The organism is Sandarakinorhabdus sp. (assembly GCF_041689835.1).
Lineage (GTDB): Bacteria > Pseudomonadota > Alphaproteobacteria > Sphingomonadales > Sphingomonadaceae > Sandarakinorhabdus.
The window spans coordinates 1-5,723 of record NZ_JBDNFM010000182.1 but is presented as its reverse complement, the minus strand read 5'-3'; the positions used below and the strand labels follow the sequence as shown (position 1 = coordinate 5,723).

General features: G+C 65.6%; 6 protein-coding genes, 1 pseudogene and 2 riboswitches. Of the genes and pseudogenes, 3 read left to right on the top strand and 4 right to left on the bottom strand.

What is annotated here, in order from left to right; all coding sequences use genetic code 11:
* From ACESL8_RS09730 to ACESL8_RS09715, 4 genes are all read right to left on the bottom strand, one after another.
* The coding region (locus ACESL8_RS09730) for a class I SAM-dependent methyltransferase (protein WP_372918264.1) at positions 1 to 639 on the bottom strand (639 nt) is incomplete at its 3' end.
* Positions 640 to 1,011, bottom strand: a complete 372-nt coding sequence (gene gcvH, locus ACESL8_RS09725; RefSeq protein WP_372918262.1) for a glycine cleavage system protein GcvH — start codon at positions 1,009 to 1,011, stop codon at positions 640 to 642. It lies immediately after the preceding gene.
* The gene (gene gcvT / locus ACESL8_RS09720) at positions 1,008 to 2,168 is read right to left on the bottom strand and encodes a glycine cleavage system aminomethyltransferase GcvT (RefSeq protein ID WP_372918266.1); all 1,161 of its coding nucleotides are present in this window, start codon (positions 2,166 to 2,168) and stop codon (positions 1,008 to 1,010) included. The genes gcvH and gcvT overlap by 4 nt, the downstream gene beginning before the upstream one ends.
* Positions 2,169 to 2,211: 43 nt before the next feature.
* Positions 2,212 to 2,333, bottom strand: a riboswitch (glycine riboswitch).
* 1 nt (position 2,334) lies between these two features.
* Positions 2,335 to 2,428, bottom strand: a riboswitch (glycine riboswitch).
* Between the two features lie 238 nt (positions 2,429 to 2,666).
* Complete coding sequence (locus ACESL8_RS09715) at positions 2,667 to 3,314, bottom strand: hypothetical protein (RefSeq protein ID WP_372918260.1); 648 nt, start codon at positions 3,312 to 3,314, stop codon at positions 2,667 to 2,669.
* 349 nt (positions 3,315 to 3,663) lie between these two features.
* Between ACESL8_RS09715 and ispH the strand changes: the two genes are divergently transcribed.
* The 3 genes and pseudogenes from ispH to ACESL8_RS09700 all read left to right on the top strand — a co-directional run.
* Positions 3,664 to 4,653, top strand: a complete 990-nt coding sequence (gene ispH / locus ACESL8_RS09710; RefSeq protein WP_372918258.1) for a 4-hydroxy-3-methylbut-2-enyl diphosphate reductase — start codon at positions 3,664 to 3,666, stop codon at positions 4,651 to 4,653.
* Between the two features lie 16 nt (positions 4,654 to 4,669).
* Entirely contained in the window at positions 4,670 to 5,644 is a 975-nt protein-coding gene (gene thrB / locus ACESL8_RS09705; protein WP_372918256.1) for a homoserine kinase, read from the top strand.
* Positions 5,634 to 5,723 (top strand): annotated as a pseudogene (locus ACESL8_RS09700) (ribonuclease HI); the annotation flags it as partial. The gene thrB and the pseudogene ACESL8_RS09700, both read left to right, overlap by 11 nt.

Genomic DNA, 5,723 nt, shown 5'->3' with positions numbered 1-5,723 from the left:
GAACCCGCCGCGGAAGGTTTCCAGCCAGCCGGCCATGCCGCTGACGGGCAGCGGCGTCGGGCGCGGGATGATGGCGCAGGTTTCGACGACGAAACCGCCCCGTTCCAGAACGGCGCGAAAGGCCTGCGCAGTGGGATAATAGCTGGTTTCGCTGCCCGCCGCCGGGAAGCCGTGACGGGCCAGCACGGCGATCAGCGCGGTGCGGATAGCGGCGATGTTGGCGTGGCCGCCAAATTCGCCCACATACCGCCCGCCGGGTCTCAATGCGCGTTTGACGCCGGCGGTCACCACATCGGGCTGGCCGACCCAGTGCAGGGCGGCATTGGTGAAAACGGCGTCGAATTCGCCGTCGAACTCGAGTGCGCGCGCATCGCCGAGCCGTGCGTCGATGCCCTTGGCACACGCTGCCGCCACCATCGCCGCATCGGCATCGACGCCCACCACCTCGCAGCCGGCCACGATCAATTTTTGCGTCAACACCCCGTCGCCGCAGCCCAGATCGAGCACGCGTTCCCCGGCGCGCGGCGCCAACAGGTCAAGCACCGCCGCCCCGAGCGCCGGCACGAAGCTGGCGTGAGTGGCATACAGCGCCGGGTCCCAGCGCGTGGCGGTGCCGCCAGGGGATACGCTTTGGGTCATTTACAGGCCGGCAACGAACGCGTCGTAGGCGGCCTTGTGCATCAGGCCATCAAGTTCCGACGCGTCGGACAGGGTGAGCTTGAAAAACCAGCCTTCGGTTTCCGGGGCGCTGTTGACCAGGCTGGGATCGTCGACCAGCGCCGGGTTGCTCTCCGTTACCGTCCCCGACACCGGAGCATACACATCGGATGCAGCCTTGACCGATTCGACCACGGCGGCTTCCCCGCCCTTGGTCACGGCGCGGCCCGCATCGGGCAGATCGACGAACACCACGTCGCCCAACTGGCCCTGCGCGTAATCGGTGATGCCCACGGTGGCGACATCGCCCACAACATCAATCCATTCATGGTCCTGCGTGAAAAGACGGCTCATGCTTTTGTTCCCTCCCGAACATAATTTTTCTGCTTGAACGGCATCGGCACTACGGTTGCTGCGATGCGCTTGCCGCGCACTTCAATCTCCAGCGCCGTGCCGTCGCCACTGAATGCAGCCTCCACATACGCCATGGCAATCGGCACGTTCAGGCTGGGCGCAAAGCCGCCCGACGTGAGCACGCCCACTTGGCGATCGCCCACCCAAACGGTTGCACCTTCACGCGCCGGCATGCGTCCATCGACGGCAAGGCCCACACGCTTGCGCGGTGCGCCATTCAGCAATTGATCCAGCACCCGCTCTGCGCCCGGGAAACCGCCTTCCGCCTTGCGGCGCTTGGAAATGGCAAAACTCAGGTCAGCCTCAACGGGTGTGGTTTCGGGGCCGAGATCGTGGCCGTACAGTGGCAGGCCGGCTTCGAGCCGCAGCGAATCGCGCGCACCAAGGCCGATCGGCTTCACTTCCGCATGCGCCAGCAGGGCTTCCGCCAGCGCTTCGGCGTGCTTGGCCGGTACCGAAATTTCATAGCCATCCTCGCCGGTGTAGCCCGAACGGGTAATGCCCAGCTTGATGCCATTCCACAGCCAGCGCGCGCCCGACATGAACTTCAAATCGGCAAAGGCCGGCTGGTCGGCGGTTTCGGGGGTGAGATCAAAACCGCTCATCACCACCACCGCCTCCGGGCCTTGCAGCGCCAGCAGCGCGTGATCGTCCATGTGGTGCAGGTGCAATCCGGCTGGCAGCCGCGCCTGCATGTGGGCGATATCGCTCGCCTTGGTGGCGCCGTTGACCACCAGGTAAAAATTGCGGCCGGTGTTGGTGACCATCAGATCATCAAGAATGCCGCCATTGTCGGCCAGCAGCAGCGAATAGCGCACGCGGTGCGGCTGCAACGCCTTGAAATCGCCGGGTGCGAGGCTTTCCAGCCAGTCGGCGACGGCGGTGAGGTTTGGGCCTTGCACCAGCAACTGGCCCATGTGCGACACGTCGAACAGGCCGGCATGCGCACGGGTCCATAGATGTTCGGCGATGATGCCGCCAAATTCCCCGCTGTACTGGATCGGCATGGCATAGCCGGCAAACGCCACCATACGCGCGCCCAGGCGGTGGTGCAGGCCATCCAATGGCAGCATTTTCAGATCGGCATCTTCAGCCATCATACCCCCGGCAGCAACAGACAGCACGGCCTTGCGCCGAACCATGTCCCCCCCTGTCGCCAAACCTGAGAGCTTTGACCGGACATGCCCCTGAGGACGTTGGCCGGCTTACACCTTCGGTGGGGTGAAGGCGTTCGCCCGCACCCGCTTTCCAGAGTGTCGCTGATACACCGGCGCGGTCCATTTGCCTGAGAGATTCCGGGGGCGGCTTGCTCCTTCGGCGGTGGAGGTTTCCCTCCACACTCTCCCGCGCGCGGCGCCGGAGTTGCCCCCGGCGACAATTGCGGATTGGGCGAAGCTGGCGGCGGAGTCAACTGCGCGATTGACCACCACGGCTGCGGCTTAATGGGCACCGGCCGGAGCCGTTGCCTGCATCATGGATATGCGGCTGGCGATACTTGCACTGGTGCTCGGCCTGATGTTGTCCGTGAGCATACACCACAGCGCGCAGGCTGTCCGATCCGGAAAAACAAGCGGCACCGTGCCGCCCGTTCCGGCCTATTTGGCGATGTTGTAGGCCAGCGCGCGGTCGTCGAGCTGGAAGCCGATCAGCACTTCGAAGCTGGCGGCGCGCAGGGCGGCACGCACTTCGGGATCCGCCATCGGATCGGTGGCGGCATCGATATCACCAGCGCGGCGCTTGCGGTTGATCTTGTCGAGAATGGCCTGCGGCACCGCGGCGGCCGTGCGCGACACGGCGGCCGTCGCCGTGCCCTGCGCCACGGCGCGGTCCTGACCAGCGGCGAAATTCACCACCACGCTGGAAATCTGCTTGGCATTGACGACGTTGCCGGCCTGCACCACCACTGCAAACACCGGCAGCACATACTGGCGGGCCTGGGCAGCATCAGTGCGGCGGGCCACCACATCGTAGGTGATGCGCGACACGAACTGTTCGCTGGTTTCGGCGCAGTCATCGCGCAGGTTGGTGATCGTCGCCACTGCTTCCATGTTTGCAGCATCGGGCGCAGAAATCGGCGTGCCGGGCCGGAACAGCGTGGTATCGCCGGTGTAGGCCGCCACTGCCACCGCCGGGCACGACGAACGCTGCACCAGCAGCGGATTGCGGTCGCAGCCAGCCAGCAGCAAGATCGGCACGGCAACAACAGCCATTGCGGCTTGACGGTAGGAAGCGAAACGCATCATTGCCCTCTCCTATGGGGCAAAAGGCGTCACGGCAAGCGCCGAGCACCGAGCGCCGGGCATCGACCGTCGGGCATCGACAGTCGGGCATCGAGCGCCGGGCATCGAGCGCCGGGCATCGAGCGCCGGGCATCGAGCGCCGGGCATCGAGCGCCGGGCATCGAGCGCCGGGCATCGAGCGCCGGGCATCGAGCGCCGGGCATCGAGCGTCGGGCATCGAGCGTCGGGCACCTAGCGTCGGGCACCGAGCGTCGAGCGTCGAGCGTCGAGCGTCGAGCGCCGGGCATCGAACGCCGAGCGTCGAGCGTCGGGGGGGTGGCGCGGCCGCAGCCAATCGCGTATCAGCCGGGGCATGAACAACGTTGCTCCCGCCATGGATTTCTCCATCGATTCCACTCGCGCAACAAGGCCAGCGCTGAATGTGCTGGTTGCTGCCCCGCGCGGCTTTTGCGCCGGGGTGGACCGGGCCATCCATATCGTCGAACTCGCGCTCGAGCGCTGGGGCGCGCCGGTTTATGTTCGTCACGAGATTGTGCACAACAAGTTCGTCGTGGACAGTCTGAAAGCCAAGGGCGCCGTTTTTGTCGAGGAACTGGACGAGGTTCCCGATGGTGTGCCAGTGGTATTTTCCGCCCACGGCGTACCCAAGGCCGTGCCCGCCAAGGCCGAAGAACGCGGGCTGACCTATGTCGATGCCACCTGCCCATTGGTGTCCAAGGTGCACCGCCAGGCCGAACGGTTGGTAGCAGCAGGCTGCCACATCCTGTTCATCGGCCATCAGGGCCATCCCGAAGTGATCGGCACCTTTGGCCAAGTGCCCGACGGCGCCATGACCCTGATCGAAACTCTGCATGATGCGCAGGCCGTGCAACCTGCCAACGCCGCCAGGCTGGGTTTTCTTACCCAGACCACGCTCAGCGTTGACGACACTTCCGAAATGGTCGCCGAACTCAAGCGCCGGTTCCCGGCCATCGAAGGTCCGCGCGGCGACGACATCTGCTATGCCACCTCCAACCGTCAGGCCGCCGTCAAGGCGATGGCGCCGCGCTGTGATCTGGTGCTGGTGATCGGCGCGGCCAACAGCAGCAACAGCCAGCGCCTGCGCGAAGTGGCCGAACGCGAAGGTGCCAAGAGCTGGCTGATCCAGCGCGCCGCGGAAATCGATTGGGCGTGGTTCGACGGCGTGAAAACAGTTGGCGTCACCGCCGGCGCGTCGGCTCCGGAAGTGCTGGTGCAGGAAGTGCTGGCGGCGATGGCTGCACGCTACGCCGTGACCAGCGAAAACATCACCACTGCGGTGGAAGAAGTGGTGTTCAAGCTGCCGCGCTCGCTCACTGCCTGAACTGGGCGATCAGGCCATGGCTGTTTACACTCCGGTCAGCGCGGCCGATCTGGCGGCGTTTCTGGCTGGCTATGGTGTCGGCAGCGCCGTCAGTTTCAAGGGCATTGCGGAAGGCGTTGAAAACAGCAATTTTCTGGCTGAAACAACGCGCGGGCGTTTCATCCTCACCTTGTATGAAAAGCGTGTCGATGCCGGCGATCTGCCGTGGTTTCTGGCGCTGATGGGCCATCTCGCGGCCAAGGGCTTGCCTGTGCCCGGCCCAGTGGCCGATCGTGGCGGGCAAATATTGCAGGAATTGAACGGCCGCCCGGCCTGCCTGATCGAATTCTTGCCGGGCGTGAGCCTCACCGAAGCCACGCCGGCTGCTGCCCGCGAAGTGGGCGCGGCACTGGCCCGCATGCACAAGGCGCTGGCCGATTTCACCACGCCGCGGCCCAATGCGCTCGGCCCCGCATCTTGGCCGCCGCTCGCGGCTCGCTGCGCCAATGAAAGCGGAAACAGCCGCCTCGGCGAAATTGACGCCGACCTGCCGCAAGCTGTGGAACGCGGGTTGGCCGCTGCCGCCGATTGGCCCGCCGGCCTGCCGCAATCGGCCATCCACGCCGATCTGTTTCCCGACAATGTCCTGATGCTGGACGGCAAGGTGACGGGGCTGATCGATTTCTATTTCGCCTGCACCGATGCCCGCGCCTACGACGTGGCGGTAACGCACGCCGCCTGGTGCTTTTCCGCCGATGGCCGCCAGTTTTTTGCCGAACGCGCTGCCGGGCTGATGGCGGGTTATCTGGCCGAAATCGATCTGCTGCCGGCCGAGCGCGCCGCCCTGCCCCGGTTGGCGGCCGGCGCGGCGCTGCGCTTCACCCTCACCCGCGCCTATGATTGGCTGAACACGCCCGCCGGTGCGCTGGTGACCCGCAAGGACCCGATGGCCTTTGCCCGCCGCCTGACCTGGTATCTTGATTCAACGCCGGAGATGATGCTTGGTGGATGAAGCTCCTACACGCCAGCGCGTCGAAATCTTCACCGATGGTGCCTGCAAGGGCAATCCCGGCCCCGGCGGCTGGGGCGCG